Genomic DNA, 16604 nt, shown 5'->3' on the forward strand with positions numbered 1-16604 from the left:
GGGGAGAACCCTCACGCGCGCTTCAGCGGAAACGACAGGCGCCGGTCGGCTTCGGCGATCTCGACCGTGGCCTGCGCGAAAGCCGGCCGCAGCTTCAGCCGCTCGAACCAGCGCGACAGGCCGTCGAAGGGGGCGAGCGAGGGGCCGCCCAGGCGAAGCGAGAACAGCACGCCCATGAACAGGGCGATGTCGGCGACAGAAACGGCGTCGCCGAAGAATTCACGGCCGGCGAGCCGGTCCTCGAGTACGGCATAGTGCTTTTCCAGCGCCTGTTCGGCGATCAGCGCGTCGGCCTCCTGGGCAAGTCGCCGGATCTGGTCGGTGTTCGGTGGGCTGGTGCGGTGCATCAGCGGCTTCAACGCCTGCAGCATGATCTCGTCGGCATAGAGCTCGTCGAGCCGGCAGCGGGCCCGGGCGCCGGGACAAAGCGGAAAGAGTGGCGGCTCGGGGTAAGCGTCTTCGAGGTATTCGAGGATCACCGTCGAATCGTAGAGCACGATCCCGTCGTCGTTCAGCACCGGGACCTGCTGCTTGGGGTTGATGGCGACGACTTCGGGATGCTTGGGGTCGTAGCCGGTGGTCTGGTTGAACGGCACCATGATCCGCTCGAACGGCAAGGCCTTCTCGCGCAATGCGATCTCGATCTTGCGCGAAAACAGGCTCAGCGGCCCCGAATAGAGGGTGATCATGGTCGTCGCTCCAGGTTTTCTTGGAGCGACTTTCTCATTACTTCCGGTCAGGCGGAGTCAGCAGGGGTCTCGCGCCGCCTGATCCGCGCCGCGATGCCGCGCAGCAGCCAGGGCAGCAGATAGATCGGGAACTGGGCGACGGCGAAGAAGAGATAGGTCGTCGGCGGCACGCCGGCGCCGAGCGCGGCGACCAGCAGCCCCATATTGCGCTGTCCGGTACCGTAGCCGATCATGAAGCGTTCCGAGACGGGAAAGCGCCAGAGCAGCAGACAGGCGCTGGCGAGGCCGACCGCCGAAACCAGGAAGGCGACTGCGGCGAAGAGAGCGACCTGGCCCGGCCGGGCAAGGGCGGCGTCGGTCACGCCATCCATCGCGGCGATGGCGAAGATGAAATACATCAGCACGCCGAAGCCATCGAGATTGGGCTTCAGCTCGCGGATGCGCGCGGCGCCGAGCCAGCGCCTGATCGCTGCGGCGACCACGATGCCGCCGCCGATGAACAGGACGAGCCGGAAGGTCAATGCCAGCCGGTCGAGCGGCACGGCGGCACCGGCCAGCCAGTCGACCAGGAACGGCGCGACCAGCGGGCTGACGATGGTCGTGACGATGACGCCGGCGATGATCAGCGAGGGCTCGAAGCCATAGAGGATGGCGACCGCGGGCGAGGACATGATCGGCGGCGCGGAGCCGAGCAGGGCGATGCCGAGCAGCAGGCCGGGGTCGAGCGCCTCACGCCCGATCAGAAGCAGGGCGGCGCCGATCAGCAAGGCGGGCGCTGCCATCAGCCAGAGACAGGTTGCGACAAGCTTCGCCGGCCGGCGCACCAGCCCGGCGATCACGGCGAAATCGGCCCGCATGAAGACGACCGTGGTGAAGCAGAAGATCGTGATCGGCAGCAGCGGACGCGCCGCGGCGGAAAATTGCGGCAGGGCCAGGCCGAGCAGGATCGAGAGGGCAAAGCCCTGTGTGCCGTAGCGGCCGAGAAGGGCGAGGGCGGAAGCAAAAACGGAGAGCATCGATAGCCGGGACAGCAGGAAGGTGGGGCACACTGGCCGATCCGCGCGCCTGCGTCATCTCGTGGGCGCGCATCGCTGCCTTGCGCGAGGCAGAAAATTGCAGGCTTTGTCGGTAGTTCTCGGAAAAAATAAGCTCTTTCTCCGGGATGGCGCAAAATTTGCGAAAGTTCGCGGCAATCTGCGCAAAATTGCGCACGCCGGCTGACAGCGCCGGTTCGGGCGCTATTGTGGGCGGCTGGGAAGGGCTGGCGGAGTTGGCGCGATGCGCACGGATACTATCGTTCTCGGGGCAGGAATCGTCGGGATTGCGGTCGCGCTGCATCTGCAGAAGGCAGGCCGTTCGGTGCTGCTGGTCGATCGCGGCCAGCCCGGCGGCGAGACCAGCTACGGCAATGCCGGCCTGATCCAGCGCGAGGGCGTCTACCCTTATGGCTTCCCGCATGATTTCGGGGCGCTGATCCGCTATGCGATGAACAACACCATCGACGCGCATTACCACTGGAACGCGATGCCCAAGCTCGCGCCCTTCCTGTGGTCCTACTGGATGCATTCGCGGGCGTCGCAGCACGAGGCCATCGCCCACAAATACGCGACCCTGATCGAGCATTGCGTCAGCGAGCACGATGCGCTGGCGCAGGAAGCCGGCGCGACCGATCTCCTGCGCCGCAAGGGCTGGATGAAGGTCTTCCGCACGGTGCGCGAGCAGGAGACGCGGCTGGCCGAGGCGGCGCGCTGGAAGCGCGATTACGGTCTGAACCATCGCGCTCTCGATGCGGCCGCGCTGCGCGCCGAGGAGCCGCATCTCGACCAGAGCCTGATCGGCGGCCTGCAATGGACCGACCCGGTGACGGTGATCGATCCGCTCGGTCTCTCCAAGGCCTATGTCGCGCTGTTCGAGACGCTCGGTGGCCGGGTCGCGCAGGGCGATGCCGGCACGCTCAGCCAGAATGGCGAGCTCTGGAGCGTGACGCTGGCCGATGGCGGCAAGGCCGAGGCGCGCGACGCGGTGGTGGCGCTCGGGCCCTGGGCCGACGTGCTGACCAACCGGCTGGGCTATCGCCTGCCGCTCGCGGTGAAGCGCGGCTATCACATGCATTACAAGCCGCTCGGCAACGCCGTGCTCAACCATCCGGTGCTCGATACCGAGCGCGGCTATTTCCTGGCGCCGATGCGCCAGGGAGTCCGGCTGACCACCGGCGCCGAATTCGCCAACCGCGATGCGCCGAAGACGCCGGTGCAGCTCGCCCGGGCCGAACCGATCGCCAAGACGCTGTTCCCGCTCGGCGAGCGGCTCGATCCCGAGCCCTGGATGGGCTGCCGACCCTGCACACCGGACATGATGCCGATCATCGGGCCGGCGCCGAAGCACCGGAATCTCTGGTTCTCCTTCGGCCACGCCCATCACGGGCTGACGCTTGCCGCCGTCACCGGCCGGATGATCGCCGAGATGGTGACGGGTCAGAAGGTCTTCGTCGACCCGACGCCCTTCGCGCCGGCACGGTTCGGGTAGCAGGTCGGTCTTTCAAGGACCTCATCCTGAGGAGCGGCCGAAGGCTGCGTCTCGAAGGATGATCCAGATGCCTCCTGAAGCCTCCTTCGAGGCGCCATTCCCTCGGGAATGGCTCCTCAGGATGAGGGCAATGGGGACGCCGTTCAGCCTCAGCCGACCGCTACCGCGCGCTGCCTGCGCAGCAGGAACAGCACGAAGAGCGTCGCTGTGACATACATGACCAGGCTGTAGATGCCCGGCACGACGGCGGCTGCGGGGTTCTTCAGCACGTTGAGCGCGATATAGATCGCCAGGGCCGCATTATGGATGCCGATCTCCATCGAGATCGCCACGGCCTGGCTGCGCGGCAGGCGCAAGGCGAGCGGCGCCAGATAGCCCGAGAACATGCTGAGCAGGTTGAAGGCGAGGCAGGCGCTGCCGACCGCGACGAGGCTCGGCAGCAGAGCCTTGCGCTCCATGTAGATCGCGATGGCGATCAGTGCCGCCAGCACCAGGATCGCGAACAGCTTGATCGGCTTCTCGGCCCGCAGGGCGAAACGCTCGGCCCGGGCGCGCACCAGCATGCCGAGCGCCACCGGGATCAGGATGATGGCGCCGACCTCGATGACCTTGCGATGCGGCGGCGGGACATATTGTTCCGTTCCCAGGAAAAAGCCGAGCGAGAGGTCGAGCACGATCGGCAGTGTCACCAGGCAAAGCAGGCTGTTGACCGCGGTCAGGGTGATGTTGAGGGCGACATCGCCGCGCGCGAGATGGCTGTAGATGTTGGCGGTGGCGCCGCCCGGTGCCGCAGCGAGCAGCATCAGTCCGACCGCATGATCGGGCGAGAGCCTGAGCGCAATGGCGATCGCGAGCGCGCCGAGCGGAAGCAGGACGACCTGCAGCGCCAGGCCCGAGCCGACGGCCAGCGGATAGCGCGCGACACGACGGAAATCGTCGAGGGTCAGGCTCAGTCCAAGGCCGAACATGATGATGCCGATAGAAAGCGGCAAAAGCAGATCCGTCAGGATCGAAGCCTGCATAATACGTTCCCCCCTTTCGGCGTTTGGCGCCTTGAGGTCACGCTACAATGTAAAATCGAAATTACGCCATAGATCAATTGTTCCGTTTCGCTCAAACTACACGGCAAGGTGGCGCCAGGCGGAGGCCCGAAGCGTTACGAAATCCTTAATTCTTGTCCGCGAGCTGGAAACCATGGGCGAGCGGGTCGCGATCGTCGATGAAGATGGTGTTGTAGCCGGTCATCCTCGCCCAGCCTTCGATCGAGGGAATGATCGCATCATGCGGGCCGACCTTGGCGGCCGCCTCGACCCGGCCGCGGAACAGCGTGCCGATGATGCTCTCATGCACGAAGTCGTCGCCGACCTTGAGCCGTCCCTTCGCCGCCCATTGCGCCATGCGCGAGGAGGTGCCGGTGCCGCAGGGCGAGCGGTCGAGCGCCTTGTCGCCGTAGAACACGGCATTGCGGGCATGGGCATCCGGCTTGGTCGGCGCACCCGTCCAGAGGATGTGGCTGAGGCCGTTGATCGCCGGGTTCTCCGGATGGACGAACTGGTATTTGGCGTTGAGCGCGGCGCGCAGCTTCGGGCTCCAGCGCAAGAGGTCGGACGGATTGACCTCGGCGATGTCGCGGATCGCCGCCTGCGGGTCGACGATCGCGTAGAAATTGCCGCCATAGGCGACGTCGACCGTGACCTCGCCGAGACCGTCGACCTCGGCGCTCAGCCCGGTCGCGTGCAGATAGGAGGCGATATTGGTGATGCGGACGCTGTCGACATAGGGGCCGTTCTGGACATAGGTCGCGGTGACCAGCCCGGCGGGCGTGTCGATCTTCAGGACGCCTGGCGTCTTCGGCGTCACCAGCCCGCGCTCGAGCGCCATGGTGACGGTGCCGATCGTGCCATGGCCGCACATCGGCAGGCAGCCGGAGGTCTCGATGAACAGGAAGGCGATGTCGGCGTCGGGGCGCGTCGGCGGATAGAGGATTGCGCCGGACATCATGTCGTGGCCGCGCGGCTCGAACATCAGCCCGGTGCGGATCCAGTCGAACTCGGCGAGGAAATGCGCCCGCTTCTCGACCATGTTGGCACCTTCGAGCCGCGGGCCGCCGCCGGCGACGAGCCGCACCGGATTGCCGCAGGTGTGGCCGTCGACGCAGAAGAAGGTGTGGGTCGCCATGGCTGATCCTCAGAACGAAACACAGGCCGGGCGCAGGATGGTGCCGACCGATTGCTGCTGGAAGCGGGTCTTGTAGGCCTGGGCGACGGCGGCGAGCCGGGCGCGGCCTTCCGGTTCGTCCTTCAGCGCGATGAGCAGGAGCTTGCTCGGCTCGCGGATCAGGGCGCCGCTGGCGGTGTCGCGGTACTGTCCGCTGGCGTCGAGGATGGTCAGCCCGTCCGGAAAGCGCGGCGTCACCTCCTCATCGATAAAGCGGCGGAAGGCGGTTTCGCTGACGCCGAGACGGTCGCCGACCTTGCGGCCGAAGAGCAGCTCGGCGGTGAGCATCGCCTCCTGGCCGGGGCTGCAGGTCTGGGGAGGCAGGCTGGTGCAGCCGGCCAGGATGATCGCGGCGAGGTTGGGAAAGGCGAGTCGGCTCATGGTCTTGCGACCTGCGGTTCGCGTATCGATTCAGTCGCTTGATCCGTTGATTCAACCGGTGCGCGCCGGAACCGAAACCCGGCCGGCTTGCGCGCCATGCAGAGCTTGCCGCGGCCCGGCCAGCCATTGATGAGGATGATCGGACCGCCGCTTGCCATTATCGTTCAGAAGCGCTGCGGGCTGAAATGGCCAAGATCGATCGCCGGCTCCCGGTCGGCGATGAGATCGGCGATCAGGCCTGCCGTCGCGGTCGACTGGGTCATGCCGTAATGGCCGTGGCCGAAGGCGTAGAGCACGTTGCGGTTGCGGCTCGCCCTTCCGATGACCGGCAGCGAATCCGGCAGCGAGGGCCGAAAGCCCATCCAGAGCTGGCCGCTGTCGAAGGCGGGCAGCCCGTCGACCAGCGTTGCGGCCTTGTCGTAGAGCGCCCTGGTGCGGGCATGGTTCGGGGCGGCTTGCAGGCCGCCGAACTCGACGGCGCCACCGATGCGCAGGCCGCTTTCGAGTGGGGTCATGACGAAGCCGTCATCCTTGAAGCCGATCGGCCGGCTGGTCAGCCCGGTGACGCCGGGAAAGCTGACATTATAGCCGCGCTCGGTCTCGAGCGGGATGTTGTCGCCCATCGCGGCGGCCAGCGGCTTCGACCAGGCACCGGCGGCGACGACGACGCGATCGACCACGCGCTGCCAGCCTTCGGGTCCGATCAAAGCAGGGCGCTCACCCTGGGAGATGTTGCTGATCTCGGCCTTCTCGAAGGTTGCGCCGCGGGCGAGCGCGGCCTCGTAGAGCGCCAGGGTCAGGCTTAGCGGGTCGCTGATATGGGCGGCGTCGGGGTGGAAGGAGGCGCCGGCGAAGCGGTCCTTCAGGGCCGGCTCCATCTGGCGCAGCTCCTGCGGCGCCAGCATGTCGACCGCGATGCCGGCGGCGCGCTGGCGCCGGGCGAGGGCTTCGAGATCGGCGGTGTCGCGCGCATCGCGATAGGCGTAGAGCGCGCCGCGGCGGTGGATGTGCCCGCCGAGCCCGGCCTTCTCGGCGCGCGCCAGCCAGGCCGGCAGCGCCAGCTGCTGCAGGGCGACGAGGCCGGTGATCGAGCGCTCATAGGCGGCCGGGCGCGCCGCGAGCAGGAAACGCGCCAGCCAGGGCAGCAATTGCGGGAGATAGCCGAGGCGGATCGCCAGTGGCCCGAGCGGATCGAGCAGGAAGCCCGGCACCTTGCGCAGCATGCCCGGGCTGGCGATCGGCAGGATGTCGGTATGGGCGATGATGCCGGCATTGCCGCACGAGGGGCCGAAGGCCGGCCCCTCCCTGTCGAGGATCAGGACCTCGTGGCCTTCGTCCAGCAAGGCATGGGCGGTAGCCACGCCGACAATGCCCGCTCCGACGATCGCGACCTTCATGCGGCAGCGAGCTGCTTGAGGGCTGACGGCTGTTTGACCTCGATCTCGATGAAGGCGATCGGGTGGGGCGAGCCGTTCATGACGTCGTGCTGGATGCCGGCCTGGCGCATATAGGACTGGCCCTGGACCAGCGGCACGTCGGTCGCGTTCTGCCCGTCATGGATGCGCAGCGTGCCGTCGACCAGCATGATCACGAAATAGGGCCAGCCATGGCTGTGCCAGCCGGTGACGGCACCGGGCTCGAAGTCCCAGCGCGTGATCCGGATCGCTTCGTCATCCTGTTGCACCGTGGCGACGGCAGGGATGGTGCAGGTGAAAGCCATGTCTCCTCCAATTCGACTGGCAGGCCTTGTCGCCCTCGCGCGCCGGCCGGCGCATGCGGTTCGACCGCCTGAAGTTGGCCCAGCGGCACGAAGGCGTCGAGATCGCGGGGCGGGGGCCGGCAATGCGCCGGGCGCCGTCGGTCTTGCTCGGCGATCTTCCTTGCGCGCGGGCGGCTTTCGGCGGCAGATAGCCGCCGATCACCCTTTCGACAGGATTTCGAGGCTTGATATATCAATGAGGCGAGCAGCGTCAAACCTCGGTTTCCGGCGGGCTGGAGCGTCGATGTGAACCGGTCCGGCGTCGTTGCGGCGGATGGCGGGGAGGCGGCGGAGCGCTCGGCTCCGGAAAGCCTCGCCGACCTCGCCTATCGCCGTCTCGAAGAGGCGATCGTGACGCTGTCGCTGCGCCCCGGCGCGATCCTGAACGAGGCGCAGATGATCGCTCTCGTCGATCTCGGGCGCACGCCGGTCCGCGAGGCGCTGATCCGCTTGGCGCACCAGGGGCTGGTCGAGATCCTGCCGCGCAAGGGCATCGCGATCACCGATATCGACGCCATCGACGTGATGGCGGCTCTCGATGCGCGCGAGGTGCTCGAGCGCCTGATCGTGTCAGAGGCGGCGCGCCGTGCCGGGCCGGGCGAGCGCATCGCTATCCTGAGCAAGGCCAAGGCGATGCGGCGGGCGGCGGAAGGCGGCGACGTCGACGCCTATATGCGGCTCGACAAGGAGTTCGATGCGCTGATCGCCGCGGCGGCGCGCAGCCCCTATGCGGCGCGGGCGGCCGAGCCGCTGCAGGCGCTGCTCCGCCGGGCCTGGTATTTTTTCGAGAGGCAGGACGATCTGGTGCCGGCGGCGGGGCACCATGTCGCTCTGGCGCAGGCGCTGGCATCCGGGCGGCCCGAGGCGGCGCTGGAGGCCTGCGACGCGCTGATGCGCCATCTGCGTGCCGGCCTGCTGGCGACCCTGGGGAGGGATTGAGGTCGCGCCGGCAGGGTTGCGGACTCTGATATATTTATATCCGGGGGGCGCTTCTCCGGTGCTCGCCAGCGTCGAACTGGTAATGGCCCGGCAAAGTCCGTAAATGTGCGACATGAACGCTTCTTCGCCAGATACGGGCCGATGATCAAAACTCTTGAGGCGGCGCTTGCCGCCGCCGTGCCCGAAGCGGCGGCCTTTCGCGATGCGATGGCCGAGGTCGCGAGTGCTGCCCATCTCGTCACCACCACCGGCCCGTCCGGACGGGCCGGGATGACGGCGACCGCGATTGCCTCGGTATCCGATGCGCCGCCGACCCTGCTCGCCTGCATCGAGGCCGGCAGCCGCACGCTCGCGGCGATCGAGGCGAGCGGCTTCTTCTGCGTCAACACGTTGTCGGCGCTCGATTACGAGCTTGCCGGGGTCTTCTCCGGTCGCGCCGGCATTTCGGGCGAGGCCCGTTTTGATCGGGGCGAATGGACGGTGCTGGCGACCGGCGCCCCGGTGCTGAAGAGCGCGCTCGTTTCCTTCGACTGCCGGCTGGTCGCGGTCCACCCGGTCGCGACGCACAAGATCCTGATTGGCGAGGTCGTGGCGCTCGGAGGCGGCGGCGCCGGCGAGGGGCTGGTCTATCGCAAGCGCCGCTTCGGCGGCTTCTGAAGGTCTGCCGCTGATTCCTTGAGTCCTCATCCTTCGAGACCGCCCTGCGGGCCTCCTCGGGATGAGGACTCGGTTTTCGTGTCGGGCGTCCTCGGTTTCAGCCCTTCGCCTTCTCCACCTCGATCTCGGCGATGACGCTCGCCGCCTCCTTGAAGGCGTGGTTGGCGGCGGGGACGCCGGCATAGACGGCGGCCTGGATCAGCAGCTCCTTGATGTCCTCCTGCGTCAGCCCGTTGTTGAAGGCGGCGCGGACATGCAGGCGGAACTCGCCCCAGGCGCCGAGCGCGACCGTGATCGAAAGCACGATCAGCGAGCGCTCGCGGCGGGAGAGGCCGGGGCGGTTCCAGATGTCGTTCCAGGCGGTGCGGGTGATGAACGCCTGGAAATCCCGGTTGAAATCGGTGATTCCGGCGGTGGCCCGGTCGACATGGGCGTCGCCGAGCACGGCGCGGCGGGTCTTCAGGCCGTTCTCGTAGCGGGTCTTGTCGTCCATGGTTCAGCCTTTCAGGAAGTCGGTCACCGCCCGGCCGAAGGCTTCGGGCTGCTCGAGATTGGAGAGATGGGCGGCGGCGAGCTCGATGCGCTGCGCACCGGGGATAGCATCGGCGATTTCGTCGCCGGCCGCGGGCGGCGTCGCCGGGTCGCGCTGACCGATGACCACCAGCACGGGATTGCGGACGGCGCGGATCGTCTCGCGCTGGTCCATGTCGCGGATCGCGCCGCAGCAATTGGCGTAGCCGAGCGGCGGGGTGGTCGCGAGCATTTCGCTGACCTTGGCGACGGTCTCCTTGGCGGTTTCGCGGAACTCCGGCGTGAACCAGCGCTCCAGCGTCGGCTGCACCAGCACGCTCATGCCCTGCGTGCGGACGGTGCGGATGCGGCTGTCCCAGAGTTCGGGCGGGCCCATATGGGCGGCGGTGTTGGCGAGCACGACGCGCCCGAGCCGGTCGCCATGATGCGTCGCCAGCCACTGGCCGACCATGCCGCCCTTGGAGAGGCCGCACCAATGCGCCTTGTCGATGCCGAGCGCATCGAGGATGGCGAGAGCGTCATCGGCGAGCATGGCGATGGAATAGGGCTTGTCCGGCGCCGTAGAGAGGCCGTGCCCGCGGCTGTCATAGCGCACGACGCGGAAATGCTGCGACCATTCCGGGGTCTGCGGATCCCACATCGAAAGATTGGTGCCGAGCGAATTGGAGAGCAGCAGTACGGGCGCGCTCTCGTCGCCATCGATCCTGATATGGAAGTCCTCGCCCCTGACCTTCAGCATCGGCATCGGCGTTCCTCTCCTAGGGAGTTGCGGTGCTAATCGCACCATCTTTGGCAATCGAAAGCCGCTTGCCGGCGAGACCGGCCTGGAGCGCGGCGGGAAGCTTCAGGGCAGGGGGTGTCGGCCAGCCCATCTCGCGGGCGACGACGAGGCCGAGCAGCAGGATCGCATCCGGCTCGGCGATCAGGATCGCGGCCGGCGCCTTGCCGGCATGGACGAGCTCGAGCAGTACGGCCGAGGCGGAGGAGGAGCCGATCGTACCGGGCAGGGCCAGCACCATGCCGGCGACGCTCTGGCCGCGCTGCGGGTGGCGGGCGTCGATGATCTCGCCGCTGCGCGGATCGACGCCGCCCCAGAAGCTGATCGGGGCGGTCAGGGCGAGGCAGGGGGCGTCGACCGCCTCGCCCGGCAGGAGGATCTCTGCGCTCACGCCCATGTTCGTCAGGCCCATGTTCTCGGCTCCCTGACGAGCCGGCCAGCGACGGCGCTCTCGACGCATTCGGCGAGCGAGCCATAGGTCACGGCATAGCCGGTATTGCCGGGCGCATAATGGGCGAACTTGCCGGAATTGGTCATCAGCACCCCGCCCTTCAGCGCGGGCAGGATCGGCGTCACCACCACGCAGGTGTCGACGACGAAGACGACCCCCGCCTGTTCGAGGGCGTGGCGGCGGCCCTGTTCCTCCAGCGGCTTCAGGACATGACGGCCGGTATTGGCATAGAGCGGCCGTGCCAGCTTCCGCCCGGCGAGGCGCCGTTCGAGCGCGTCGATCTCGGCGAGCGAGAGATGCGGCGAACCGATCGCGACCGCGTCGACCTGGTCGCTCGTGCCGGATGTCGAAAGCCGCGCCAGCTCGGCCGCGATGCGCTCCGGGGTGACGGTCACGACGCGCTCCGGTGCCTGGCCGCCGAGTGCGGTCGAGAGGTCAGGCGCTTCCGGCGTCATGCCGGCGACATGGAAGAGGCCGACGCCCCCGGCCGAGGCCGCCGCGGCGCCGAGGGCCTTCAGTCTGTCCTCGTCGGGAAGTCCCTGCAGCCCATCGATCACCGCGATCTCGCTGCCGGCCTCGCGGCCGAGCAGGGCGCCGAGCACGGGGTAGAACACTTCGGCGCTGCGCAGGGCCTGCGACAGGCTGGAGAGGTCGAGGACCAGCGTCGCGCGCCGGTTCTCCGGCCGGTGCAGGCCGTAATCGGGCGCGCGGCCGGCAACGGCGCAGGCGATGTCGAGGAAATCGCCATAGCGGTTGGTGCGGGCGCCGAGCACCGAATTGCAGAAGACCACGGCATTGGATTCGCCCCAGGCGACGTCCGTGCCCTGACTCGGCCGATGCCCGGCCTGATAGGGCGCGCAGGTCCAGCTCGGCTCGCAGCCCATCGCCTCATAGGCACGCATCATCCGAGCCGCCATCGCATGCTGGGCCGGCGGCAGGCGGGTCGCGACGCAGCCATGCGGGGTCAGCGCGCCGACATTGAGGGTGGCGCGCACCGCGACGCTTGCGCCGCCCGCGACCAGCTTTTCGGCGAAGAGCGTGCCGGAATCGCCATGGTAGAGCGCGCCGTCGATATGGGCGGAAGCGACGGGGATCAGCCTGGGCGCGCCCATCAGCCGGGCCGCCTCGGCGACGATGCGCACCGCCATCGCGGCGCCGTCGCCTTTGGCGCCGGCGGCGATCTCGCGCTCCTGCGGCGAGAGCTCAGCCATTGCCGCTCATATATTCCCGCTCCTCCTCATAGAGCACCAGGACACGGTCGATGATGGCGTCGGTGGCGCCGCGATAGGTCGTGGGATCGAAGAGGTCGTCCAGCGCCTCGGGCGAAAGCCTGCCGGCGAGCGCCGGGTGATCGGCGAGGACGTCCTTGAGATGGCGGCCGCTGGCGATGCAGTCGCGGCTGGCCTCCTCGAGAAGATGATAGGCTTCGCCGCGGCCGATGGTCTGCGCGAGCGCGAGCGAGACGCGTTCGGCCATGACGAGCCCGTTGGTGAGATCGAGATTGTACTGCATCTGCTCGGGGAAGACCTGGAGCCCCTCGATCAGCGTGACGGCCTGGTTCAGGGCCGCGCCGGCAATCAGGAAGAGTTCGCGCAATGTCAGCCATTCCGCATGCCAGCCGCCCATGGCGCGCTCATGCTCCTGCGGCATCGCGGCGAGCATGGTCGAGACCAGGCCGGGCGCGCGCTTGGCGGCTGAAAGGATCAGCGTGCACAGCACCGGGTTGCGCTTGTGCGGCATCGCCGAGGAGCCGCCCTTGCCGGGTGCTTCCGGCTCGGCGAGCTCGCCGATCTCGGTCTGCGCCATCAGGGCGATATCCCCGGCCATCTTGCCGAGATGGCCGAGAAGCAGGCCGAGTTCGGTCGCGATCCGGGCGGGACGCCGGCGCTCGCTGTGCCAGGGCACGCGGACGGCGCCGATCGAGGGCATGATGCGGGCGAAGGCTTCCGAGACCGCGTCGGCCTTGTCGCCGAGCGCGGCGAGGCTGCCGGCGGCGCCGCCGAGCTGATGCGCCGACTGGCCCCAGATCATGAAGTCGTCGTGGAAGGCGACGACCGGACCCAGCCAGTTGGCGGCCTTGAGCCCGAAGGCGATCGGCACCGCATGCTGCAGGAAGGTGCGGCCGATCATCGGCGTGCGGCGATGCTCGCGGACGAGCCCGGCGAGTGCGTGGGCGAGACGGGCCGAGCGCTCCAGCAGCAGTTCCCAGGCCGCGCGATATTGCTGGGCCTGGCCGGAATCGATCACGTCCTGGCTGGTGGCGCCGAAATGCACCCATTTCGCGGCTTCCGGATCGGTCGCGGCGACGCGCGCGGTCAGTGCCTTGACCAGCGGGATCGCCGGATTGCCGGCGAGCGTCGCGGCCCTGCCGATGGCGGGGATGTCGTAGAGCCCGGCCTCGCAGACTCTGGCTATCGCCTCGGCCGCGGCGGCGGGAATGACGCCGGTCTCGGCCTGCGCCTTGGCGAGCGCCGCCTCGAAGTCGAGCATGCCCTGCAGGCTCGCCTGGTCTTCGAACAGGGCAGCGAATTCGTGATCGGCGAAAAGCTCGCCATGAAGTCCGGCGAGCTCAGCCATGCCCGGATGGGCCTTCGTGCGGAGCAGTCGGTGCAACCCACATCCCAGCTTCGTCCTCTTGTGCGCGCCGGTGCTTTCCGGCCATGGATGAGAGCGTGCCGATTTTACGCGGAACCATCACCGTCATCCTGGGCGCCCAAAGGGCGTCCCGGGATCCATCATAGGGTTCGGTGCCTCATGATGGATTCCGGATCTGCGCGGCTTTGCCGCTTGTCCGGGGCGACAGTCTGATTTCGCGTGAAATCCGCATGCTACAGGGGAACTTGGATAGACCCGAGGCGAGGGCGGCCGCAACCTGTCGGGCGTCGGTCGGGCCGTGAGGGATGGGAGTGACGCCATGGCGATGACCATGAACGGAGAAGCGCTGCTGCCGGCCGCCAAGGCGGTGGTCTGGGCCAAGCTCAACGACCCGGAAGTGCTGAAGGCCGCCATTCCCGGCTGCGAGCAGCTCACCAAGGACGACGACACGCATTTCTCGGCGGTGGTCAAGGTCAAGCTCGGCCCGGTCAAGGCGACCTTCAAGGGCAAGGTCGAATTGCAGGATCTCGACCCGCCGAACGGCTACCGCATCGCCGGCGAAGGCGAGGGCGGCATCGCCGGCTTCGCCAAGGGCGGCGCCAGGGTCACGCTGGAGGATGCCGAGGGCGGCCAGACGCTGCTGCGTTACGAGGTCGAGGCGCAGGTCGGCGGCAAGCTGATGCAGCTCGGCTCGCGCCTGATCGATTCGGTCTCGAAGAAGCTGGCCGACGAGTTCTTCGCCAATTTCGCCAAGGCGGTGAGCGAAGGCTGAGGGGACGTGCTCCCGACATTCCCCGTCATTCCGCTTCGCTCCAGCGGGAATGACGCGGGACGCGGTTCGAGTCGAATGGCGAGGACGCCTCAGGAAGCCTTGCGCAGGGCCGCCAGCGCCTCGCTGACCGTGGCCTCGGCGGCGCCGACCTGCTGGGCGATGTCGGCGGCGGCGGCATTGGCCCGGCCGAGTGCCTTCTCGGTGGTCTCCAGGCTGTCATTGACGCGATTGGCGCTGCCGATCGCCTCGTCGGAGCTGCTGGCGACCTCGGCGGCATCGCGCGAGATGCCGGTGGTGACGTAGCTCTGCTGGGCGACCGCCTCCGAGATCGCCTCGGAATCGGCCTTGATCTCGCCGATCGTCATGCCGATCGAGGCGGCCCGCTCGCTGCAGGCCGCGGCACTGGCGGTGAGCTCTGCGATCTGGCTGGAGATGTCCTGCGTCGCGCTCGCGGTCTGGGTCGCTAGGGTCTTGACCTCGGCGGCGACCACCGCGAATCCGCGCCCGGATTCGCCGGCGCGCGCGGCCTCGATCGTGGCGTTGAGCGCCAGCAGGTTGGTCTGCGCGGCGATGTCGGCGATCATGCCGACGACGGTGCCGATATTGCCGGTGACCTCGCGCAGCCTGGCGATCGCCTCGTTCATCGCGCCGGCATCGGCGACGGCGCGATTGGCGATGTCGAGGCTCTGGCGGGCGCGCTGGCCGATCTCGGCGATGTTGAGCGCCATCTCCTCGGAAGCCGCGGCGGTCTGCATCGCCTTCTCGCGGACCAGCATCGAGGTCCTGGCGACCGAGCCGACCTGGTCCTTGATGAAGCTGCTCGCCCCGGCGGTCTCGCTGGCGGTCGCCATGAATTGTTCGACGGCGCCGCTGATCCTGGTGTCGAGCTGGCCGATGCGGGAGGTCAGCGTGGCGGCGACCTCGTCGAGCGTCACGCCGCGACGCCGCGCCTCCGCGGCCTCGAATTCGCGGTCCAGCGACATGGCCGTGTTGACGTCATAGGTCAGCACCCGCTCGATGATGAAGAGATCGCGCGGGATGTCGTGCCGCGAGAAGACGAGCCGCGTCCGGCTCTCCTCCAGGAAGATCCGGAACAGGGTGAAGGCGATCGAGGTGCGGGCGCGGGCCCCGACGCCGGCACGGCGCTCGAGCACGGTGAGCTGCTCGAGCGAATCGCAATAGCGCTGGTCGAAATCGGCGTCGAAGAGCAGGCGGAAATGGTCGGCTTCGGCGGCGTAGAGTTCCGCCGCCATGGGCGCGACACCGTCTTGCAGGCGCGGATGGATCGCAAAGGCCCGCGCGAAGTCGTCCTCGACGACTTTGGCGATGACCCGCTCGACGATGGCGCGATAGCGGCGCAGCCGCAGCCGCTGCGCCTCGTCATAGCCGATCGCGCCCAGCCGACGCTGGACATGGTCGAGAAGCGTGGCCAATCGCACAACCCATGATGGCGACGATCTCAAGTCGTCGTTCAACGGGCGATACTGCACGGCGGAGGTTAAGAAAGCGCAAAAGGCGCGGCTTGTGCCGGATTGGCCCGGCGAAAGCTGCCCCTGTTCGCAAACGGCGTCAAAACGCCGCGAAAACGGCGTTCTCGATCGGTGGCCTCCCGCTTGACCGCGGAAAATCCCGAGTCCACATTCAATTTGAAGTTGTTCCAAGAAAAATCCGTTTCCGGGGCAAGCGCGCCGGGGACGTGCATGGTCCGGCGGTCGAGCTGTCTTCCGCCGGGCTGCTAAAACAGGCTTTCGGAGGGAGTGCCCCATGGCCAATGTGACCATGACGGTGAACGGCAAGACCGTCACCGCGAATGTCGATCCGCGCACCCTCCTGGTGCAGTTCCTACGCGAAAATCTCCGGCTCACCGGTACGCATGTCGGCTGCGACACCAGCCAGTGCGGCGCCTGCGTCGTGCATCTCGACGGCAAGGCCGTGAAGTCCTGCACCACGCTTGCGCTCGCCTGCGAGGGGGCCTCGGTCACGACCATCGAAGGGCTGGCCAATGGCGGCGCGCTGCATCCGATGCAGGAGGCCTTCCGCGAGCATCACGGCCTGCAATGCGGCTTCTGCACGCCCGGCATGATCATGTCGGCGGTCGACATGGTGAACCGCCGTGGCAACGCGCTCGACGAGAAGACGATCCGCGAGGATCTCGACGGCAATATCTGCCGCTGCACCGGCTATCACAACATCGTCAAGGCGGTCGCCGCCGGCGCCGAGGCGATGGGCAAGGGCGCGGCCCCGGCCCGCCAGGCCGCCGAATAGCGCTTTCCGGAAGGCCGCCTCCGGCAGGACCGGCGCGGCCTTCT

18 protein-coding genes are annotated in these 16604 nt (G+C 67.9%); 5 read left to right on the plus strand and 13 right to left on the minus strand.

Translation table 11 applies throughout. The features are described from left to right. Positions 1-11: 11 nt before the first annotated feature. Both AC3RCC_RS12220 and AC3RCC_RS12225 read right to left on the minus strand, forming a co-directional pair. A complete protein-coding gene (locus AC3RCC_RS12220) occupies positions 12-689 on the minus strand; it encodes a glutathione S-transferase family protein (RefSeq protein WP_492258562.1) in 678 nt (225 codons plus the stop codon). A gap of 47 nt (positions 690-736) precedes the next feature. Beyond that, the gene (locus tag AC3RCC_RS12225; RefSeq protein ID WP_492258563.1) at positions 737-1705 is read right to left on the minus strand and encodes a Na+-dependent transporter; all 969 of its coding nucleotides are present in this window, start codon (positions 1703-1705) and stop codon (positions 737-739) included. A 262-nt stretch (positions 1706-1967) separates the two neighbouring features. Here AC3RCC_RS12225 and AC3RCC_RS12230 point away from each other — a divergent pair, with 262 nt between their 5' ends. Further along, positions 1968-3215 (plus strand): NAD(P)/FAD-dependent oxidoreductase, encoded by a 1248-nt coding sequence (locus tag AC3RCC_RS12230; protein WP_291647468.1) that lies wholly within the window; start codon positions 1968-1970, stop codon positions 3213-3215. Positions 3216-3364: 149 nt separating this feature from the next. Here the strand turns inward: AC3RCC_RS12230 and AC3RCC_RS12235 are convergent, their stop codons facing one another. The 5 genes from AC3RCC_RS12235 to AC3RCC_RS12255 form a co-directional block, all read right to left on the minus strand. Next, positions 3365-4237, minus strand: a complete 873-nt coding sequence (locus tag AC3RCC_RS12235) for a bile acid:sodium symporter family protein (RefSeq protein ID WP_291647467.1) — start codon at positions 4235-4237, stop codon at positions 3365-3367. Positions 4238-4382: 145 nt separating this feature from the next. After that, on the minus strand, positions 4383-5393 hold the full coding sequence (locus AC3RCC_RS12240; protein ID WP_291647466.1) for a 4-hydroxyproline epimerase: 1011 nt from the start codon (positions 5391-5393) through the stop codon (positions 4383-4385). A 9-nt stretch (positions 5394-5402) separates the two neighbouring features. After that, entirely contained in the window at positions 5403-5813 is a 411-nt protein-coding gene (locus AC3RCC_RS12245; protein ID WP_492258564.1) for a DUF3574 domain-containing protein, read from the minus strand. 164 nt (positions 5814-5977) lie between these two features. Continuing rightward, positions 5978-7210, minus strand: a complete 1233-nt coding sequence (locus AC3RCC_RS12250; RefSeq protein ID WP_492258565.1) for an FAD-binding oxidoreductase — start codon at positions 7208-7210, stop codon at positions 5978-5980. Next, the gene (locus AC3RCC_RS12255) at positions 7207-7533 is read right to left on the minus strand and encodes a cupin domain-containing protein (RefSeq protein WP_291638752.1); all 327 of its coding nucleotides are present in this window, start codon (positions 7531-7533) and stop codon (positions 7207-7209) included. Before AC3RCC_RS12255 ends, AC3RCC_RS12250 begins: the two co-directional genes overlap by 4 nt. A gap of 285 nt (positions 7534-7818) precedes the next feature. Here AC3RCC_RS12255 and AC3RCC_RS12260 point away from each other — a divergent pair, with 285 nt between their 5' ends. Beyond that, positions 7819-8511, plus strand: a complete 693-nt coding sequence (locus AC3RCC_RS12260) for a GntR family transcriptional regulator (protein ID WP_492258566.1) — start codon at positions 7819-7821, stop codon at positions 8509-8511. A 141-nt stretch (positions 8512-8652) separates the two neighbouring features. Further along, complete coding sequence (locus AC3RCC_RS12265; RefSeq protein ID WP_291638750.1) at positions 8653-9168, plus strand: flavin reductase; 516 nt, start codon at positions 8653-8655, stop codon at positions 9166-9168. A gap of 97 nt (positions 9169-9265) precedes the next feature. On the opposite strand, the gene pcaC is transcribed toward AC3RCC_RS12265, so the two are convergent. From pcaC to pcaB, 5 genes are read right to left on the minus strand one after another with little or no spacing between them, the layout of a single operon-like run. Continuing rightward, positions 9266-9661 (minus strand): 4-carboxymuconolactone decarboxylase, encoded by a 396-nt coding sequence (gene pcaC, locus AC3RCC_RS12270; RefSeq protein ID WP_492258567.1) that lies wholly within the window; start codon positions 9659-9661, stop codon positions 9266-9268. Between the two features lie 3 nt (positions 9662-9664). After that, complete coding sequence (gene pcaD, locus AC3RCC_RS12275; protein WP_492258568.1) at positions 9665-10444, minus strand: 3-oxoadipate enol-lactonase; 780 nt, start codon at positions 10442-10444, stop codon at positions 9665-9667. Between the two features lie 13 nt (positions 10445-10457). After that, positions 10458-10889: an aconitase X swivel domain-containing protein gene (locus AC3RCC_RS12280; protein WP_492258569.1), complete on the minus strand. Its 432-nt coding sequence runs from the start codon at positions 10887-10889 to the stop codon at positions 10458-10460. Next, positions 10880-12139: an aconitase X gene (locus tag AC3RCC_RS12285; RefSeq protein WP_492258570.1), complete on the minus strand. Its 1260-nt coding sequence runs from the start codon at positions 12137-12139 to the stop codon at positions 10880-10882. Before AC3RCC_RS12285 ends, AC3RCC_RS12280 begins: the two co-directional genes overlap by 10 nt. Next, positions 12132-13505, minus strand: coding sequence for a 3-carboxy-cis,cis-muconate cycloisomerase (gene pcaB / locus AC3RCC_RS12290; RefSeq protein ID WP_492258571.1), 1374 nt, complete (start codon positions 13503-13505; stop codon positions 12132-12134). Before pcaB ends, AC3RCC_RS12285 begins: the two co-directional genes overlap by 8 nt. Before the next feature lie 337 nt (positions 13506-13842). On the opposite strand from pcaB, the gene AC3RCC_RS12295 reads away from it, so the two are divergent. Continuing rightward, positions 13843-14295, plus strand: a complete 453-nt coding sequence (locus AC3RCC_RS12295; RefSeq protein ID WP_291638744.1) for an SRPBCC family protein — start codon at positions 13843-13845, stop codon at positions 14293-14295. A gap of 89 nt (positions 14296-14384) precedes the next feature. Here AC3RCC_RS12295 and AC3RCC_RS12300 read toward each other — a convergent pair whose 3' ends face one another. Further along, the gene (locus tag AC3RCC_RS12300; RefSeq protein WP_492258572.1) at positions 14385-15728 is read right to left on the minus strand and encodes a methyl-accepting chemotaxis protein; all 1344 of its coding nucleotides are present in this window, start codon (positions 15726-15728) and stop codon (positions 14385-14387) included. A gap of 331 nt (positions 15729-16059) precedes the next feature. Here AC3RCC_RS12300 and AC3RCC_RS12305 point away from each other — a divergent pair, with 331 nt between their 5' ends. After that, positions 16060-16560, plus strand: a complete 501-nt coding sequence (locus AC3RCC_RS12305; protein ID WP_492258573.1) for a (2Fe-2S)-binding protein — start codon at positions 16060-16062, stop codon at positions 16558-16560. Positions 16561-16604: the final 44 nt, after the last annotated feature.

Source organism: Allobosea sp. GW823-FHT01F03 (assembly GCF_058798075.1).

Bases quoted from the DNA above. Each gene is read 5' to 3' on its own strand.
- AC3RCC_RS12220 (WP_492258562.1), bottom strand. From the start codon at position 689: ATGATCACCCTCTATTCGGGGCCGCTGAGCCTGTTTTCGCGCAAGATC.
- AC3RCC_RS12225 (WP_492258563.1), bottom strand. From the start codon at position 1,705: ATGCTCTCCGTTTTTGCTTCCGCCCTCGCCCTTCTCGGCCGCTACGGC.
- AC3RCC_RS12230 (WP_291647468.1), top strand. From the start codon at position 1,968: ATGCGCACGGATACTATCGTTCTCGGGGCAGGAATCGTCGGGATTGCG.
- AC3RCC_RS12235 (WP_291647467.1), bottom strand. From the start codon at position 4,237: ATGCAGGCTTCGATCCTGACGGATCTGCTTTTGCCGCTTTCTATCGGC.
- AC3RCC_RS12240 (WP_291647466.1), bottom strand. From the start codon at position 5,393: ATGGCGACCCACACCTTCTTCTGCGTCGACGGCCACACCTGCGGCAAT.
- AC3RCC_RS12245 (WP_492258564.1), bottom strand. From the start codon at position 5,813: ATGAGCCGACTCGCCTTTCCCAACCTCGCCGCGATCATCCTGGCCGGC.
- AC3RCC_RS12250 (WP_492258565.1), bottom strand. From the start codon at position 7,210: ATGAAGGTCGCGATCGTCGGAGCGGGCATTGTCGGCGTGGCTACCGCC.
- AC3RCC_RS12255 (WP_291638752.1), bottom strand. From the start codon at position 7,533: ATGGCTTTCACCTGCACCATCCCTGCCGTCGCCACGGTGCAACAGGAT.
- AC3RCC_RS12265 (WP_291638750.1), top strand. From the start codon at position 8,653: ATGATCAAAACTCTTGAGGCGGCGCTTGCCGCCGCCGTGCCCGAAGCG.
- pcaC (WP_492258567.1), bottom strand. From the start codon at position 9,661: ATGGACGACAAGACCCGCTACGAGAACGGCCTGAAGACCCGCCGCGCC.
- pcaD (WP_492258568.1), bottom strand. From the start codon at position 10,444: ATGCCGATGCTGAAGGTCAGGGGCGAGGACTTCCATATCAGGATCGAT.
- AC3RCC_RS12280 (WP_492258569.1), bottom strand. From the start codon at position 10,889: ATGGGCCTGACGAACATGGGCGTGAGCGCAGAGATCCTCCTGCCGGGC.
- AC3RCC_RS12285 (WP_492258570.1), bottom strand. From the start codon at position 12,139: ATGGCTGAGCTCTCGCCGCAGGAGCGCGAGATCGCCGCCGGCGCCAAA.
- pcaB (WP_492258571.1), bottom strand. From the start codon at position 13,505: ATGGCTGAGCTCGCCGGACTTCATGGCGAGCTTTTCGCCGATCACGAA.
- AC3RCC_RS12295 (WP_291638744.1), top strand. From the start codon at position 13,843: ATGGCGATGACCATGAACGGAGAAGCGCTGCTGCCGGCCGCCAAGGCG.
- AC3RCC_RS12305 (WP_492258573.1), top strand. From the start codon at position 16,060: ATGGCCAATGTGACCATGACGGTGAACGGCAAGACCGTCACCGCGAAT.